This is a genomic window from Paracoccus sp. (in: a-proteobacteria) (assembly GCF_047973135.1).
Taxonomy (GTDB): Bacteria; Pseudomonadota; Alphaproteobacteria; order Rhodobacterales; family Rhodobacteraceae; genus Paracoccus.
In genome coordinates this window covers 1-3,149 of the sequence record NZ_JBKEBL010000060.1, presented here as the reverse complement: position 1 = coordinate 3,149, position 3,149 = coordinate 1, and the positions used below count along the sequence as shown (strand labels likewise).

Genomic DNA, 3,149 nt, shown 5'->3' with positions numbered 1-3,149 from the left:
TAGGCCCCGCCGCCCCATTCGGGCTTCTGGCGGAAATCCTGTTCATTGGTCATCATGAATGACAGCAGCGAGGTGAAGGTCAGCGGCGTGCCATATTCGCCCGAGCGCAGGATTTCGCGCAGCCTGATCCAGCGCGGCTGCTGGCGGACCATGAATGCCTCGGAGATTTTCAGCGCCGGATCGACACCCTGCATCGCCGCATAGTCGGCGGCCCGCATGGCGCCGGGCTTTTCGATCAGCACATGCTTGCCGGCATCTGCGGCCCTGCGCGCCCATTCGACATGCAGATGATTGGGCAGGGCGATATAGACGGCCTCGACTTGGCGGTCCGCCAGCAACTCGTCATAGCTGCCATAGGCGCGCGCGATACCATGCCTGTCGGCCATGGCCTGCGCGCGGGACAGATCGCGCGCGGCTATGGCCTGCGGCGCGGCAATGGCGCTTTTCACCATGCCGGGGATGACCGCGCCATCGGCGATGCGGGCGGCGCCCAGAATTCCCCATCTGACCGGGTCGATATTTGCCATACTGCTCCTCCCATCTGCTTTGCCTGATTTTTGGCAGGCATGGCGAAGGGCGGCAGTTCGTTTGCTGATCGAAAACGATCAGACCTGCGGGATCTCGGGGATGTTTTCCGGACCGTAAAGGACGACCTGCAGCGGTTTGATGCCGTAATGGTCACTGTCCTGCCCAAGATCGGCGAAATCGAAATGGTGGAGGATCTGGTTCACCGCCAAACGTGCCTGCAGTTCCGGATTCTGGTCGATGGTCAGGGACATGATGCCTTCGCTGAGCAGGGCGGCACTGTATCGGGTCAGTTCATGGCCCACGAAGACCGGGCGTTCCGGCAGGATATCGGCGCGGATCGCGGCGGCCACCCCCAGATTGCCCGCACCGACATTATAGACGGCGACGATGTCTGGACACTGCCTGAAAAGCTGCCTCAGCCGAGTTTCCGAACGGTCGCGGTCGTCGCGTCCCTCGACTATGGCGGCGATGGAAAATTCCGGGTGACCTGACAGATAGGCCTCCAGCCCCCGGATCCGGTCGTCATGCGATTGCAGATCGCGGGTGTTGCACAGCACCGCGACCGGACCCGGCTGCCTGACCATGCGGGTGATGAAATACCCTGCCGAGCGCCCCGACTGGAAATGATCCGGCCCGGCATAGGCGATGCGCGCCGATTCGGGCACGTCCGAGATTAGCGTGACCACGGGAATCTCGCGCTTGCGCAGGGCAGCAACCGCCGCATGAATGGCCGGGTCGTCAGGCATATAGGCGATCACCGCATCGCAGGTTGTCTTGCCGAGCGCGCGGGCGATTGTTTCAGGGCGCTCATCCTTCAGGATGGTGCGATGGATGATGATCGAGGCATCCAGCAGCGTCGTCAGCCGCTGAAACTCGTGCCTCATGCGGGCGATCAGCGGCAGTTCGGGCCGGGCCAGCATCACCCCCTCCGTCTGCCATGACGATATGCGGCGGGATGATCGAAAGCAATCAGCCAGCCGGGTGGTGACGGGCGCGGTGCCGCATAAGGATGGGTGCGGGGATGTAATAAGGAATCTGCCCATGAAGATCGGTTTCGTGTCGGACAGCCTTGGCTCTCTGTCCTTTGATCAGATGCTGGATGAGGCCCTGCGGCTGGGTGTGCAGGGGGTCGAGGTGAATACCTGCGGCTGGTCGACCGGCCCGCATTTCGACATGGCGGCGATGAAATCCGATGCGGGCGCGCGCAAGGGCTTTGTCCGGGCATTCGAGGAACGGGGGCTTGAGATCATCGCGCTCAATGCCAATGGCAATCCGACCCACCCGACCGAACCGCAGCAGGGCGAAGGGCTGCGCGACACGATCCGCATCGCCGGTGAACTGGGGTTGAAGACTGTCTGCACGATGTCGGGTCTGCCCGCCGGCAGGGCCGGGGACGATATGCCGAACTGGGTGGTGTCAAGCTGGCCACCGGAAACGAGGGCACTACTGGATTATCAATGGAACGAGGTGCTGATCCCGTTCTGGACCGAGATTGCAGCGCTGGCAAAGGAATGCGGCGTCGAACGGATCGCGCTGGAACTGCATGGCAATCAATGCGTCTATAACGTGCCCACGCTTCTGCGACTGCGCGACGCCATCGGCCCGGTGATCGGCGCCAATCTGGACCCGAGCCATCTGTTCTGGATGGGGGCCGATCCGCTGATGGCCGCCGACGCGCTGGCCGGCGCCATCTATCATGTCCATGCCAAGGATACGCTGCTCAACAGCCCGGTTCAGGCCACCACCAGCCTGCTGGAAAATGGCGGGCTGACCGATATTCCGGCGCGCGCATGGTCCTATATCACACTGGGAATCGGGCATGACGAAACCTGGTGGCGGCAGTTCTGCTATCGCCTGAAAATGGGCGGCTATGACGGCTGGCTGTCCATCGAGCATGAGGACATCATCCTGAATTCTCAGGAAGGGCTGGAGCGTTCGGTCGAACTGCTGCGGCGTGTGGCGCCCGTCCAGCCCTCGGATTTCCGGTTGCAGGAAATCTGATGCGTCAGGCTGATCGTTTTCGATCAGTTTTTCCCTGACCGGCGAGGCGGCAGGGCAGAATAATGTGCACAGACATGAAAGGGAGGAAAATCAATGTCTTTCAACATATCCAGCCTGAAAGCCTGTGCTGCCGGCGCGTTTCTCGCAGCCTCTGCCATGGCAGTTCAGGCCGCCGATATCGCCGTCATCGCCGGTTCGGCCAATGATGAGTTCTTCAACCGGGTCAAGAAGGGTGTCGATCAGGCGGCGCTGGTGATCGAGGCGAATGGCGGCTCGGTCAATTATCTGCCGACGCAGAACTATGACAATTTTGGCCCCGATCTTGTCGGGCTGATCAATCTGGCGGTCGGGCAGGGCGTCGATGGTATCGCCACGCCGATCTGGGTGCCCGAGGCGCAGCTGCCCGCCCTGCAGGCTGCAGCGGCGCAGGGGGTCAGGATCATGGTCTATAATTCCGGCGCCGAACATCGGGAGGCGGTCGAAGGCATCAATTATTTTGGCGCCGACGACCATGTCGCCGGCGTGGCGGGCGGGGAATATCTGGCGGCGAACGGCGCCACCAGGATCCTGTGTCACATCCATGTTCCGGGCGCGGTCAATCTGGAAAGCCGCTGCGACGG

General features: G+C 62.1%; 4 protein-coding genes. 2 read left to right on the top strand and 2 right to left on the bottom strand.

The window, feature by feature from the left end:
* A partial coding sequence (locus tag ACK5L9_RS05445) for a Gfo/Idh/MocA family protein (protein WP_416910440.1) occupies positions 1-527 on the bottom strand: 527 nt, incomplete at its 3' end.
* 78 nt (positions 528-605) lie between these two features.
* Positions 606-1,448: a substrate-binding domain-containing protein gene (locus ACK5L9_RS05440; RefSeq protein ID WP_416910439.1), complete on the bottom strand. Its 843-nt coding sequence runs from the start codon at positions 1,446-1,448 to the stop codon at positions 606-608.
* Between the two features lie 121 nt (positions 1,449-1,569).
* Between ACK5L9_RS05440 and ACK5L9_RS05435 the strand changes: the two genes are divergently transcribed.
* Both ACK5L9_RS05435 and ACK5L9_RS05430 read left to right on the top strand, forming a co-directional pair.
* The gene (locus ACK5L9_RS05435; RefSeq protein ID WP_416910438.1) at positions 1,570-2,529 is read left to right on the top strand and encodes a sugar phosphate isomerase/epimerase family protein; all 960 of its coding nucleotides are present in this window, start codon (positions 1,570-1,572) and stop codon (positions 2,527-2,529) included.
* 93 nt (positions 2,530-2,622) lie between these two features.
* Positions 2,623-3,149, top strand: a 527-nt coding sequence (locus ACK5L9_RS05430; RefSeq protein ID WP_416910437.1) for a substrate-binding domain-containing protein, incomplete at its 3' end; no start/stop codon positions are given.

Coding starts and splice junctions, on each gene's coding strand:
- ACK5L9_RS05440 (WP_416910439.1), bottom strand. CDS start 1,448: ATGCTGGCCCGGCCCGAACTGCCGCTGATCGCCCGCATGAGGCACGAG.
- ACK5L9_RS05435 (WP_416910438.1), top strand. CDS start 1,570: ATGAAGATCGGTTTCGTGTCGGACAGCCTTGGCTCTCTGTCCTTTGAT.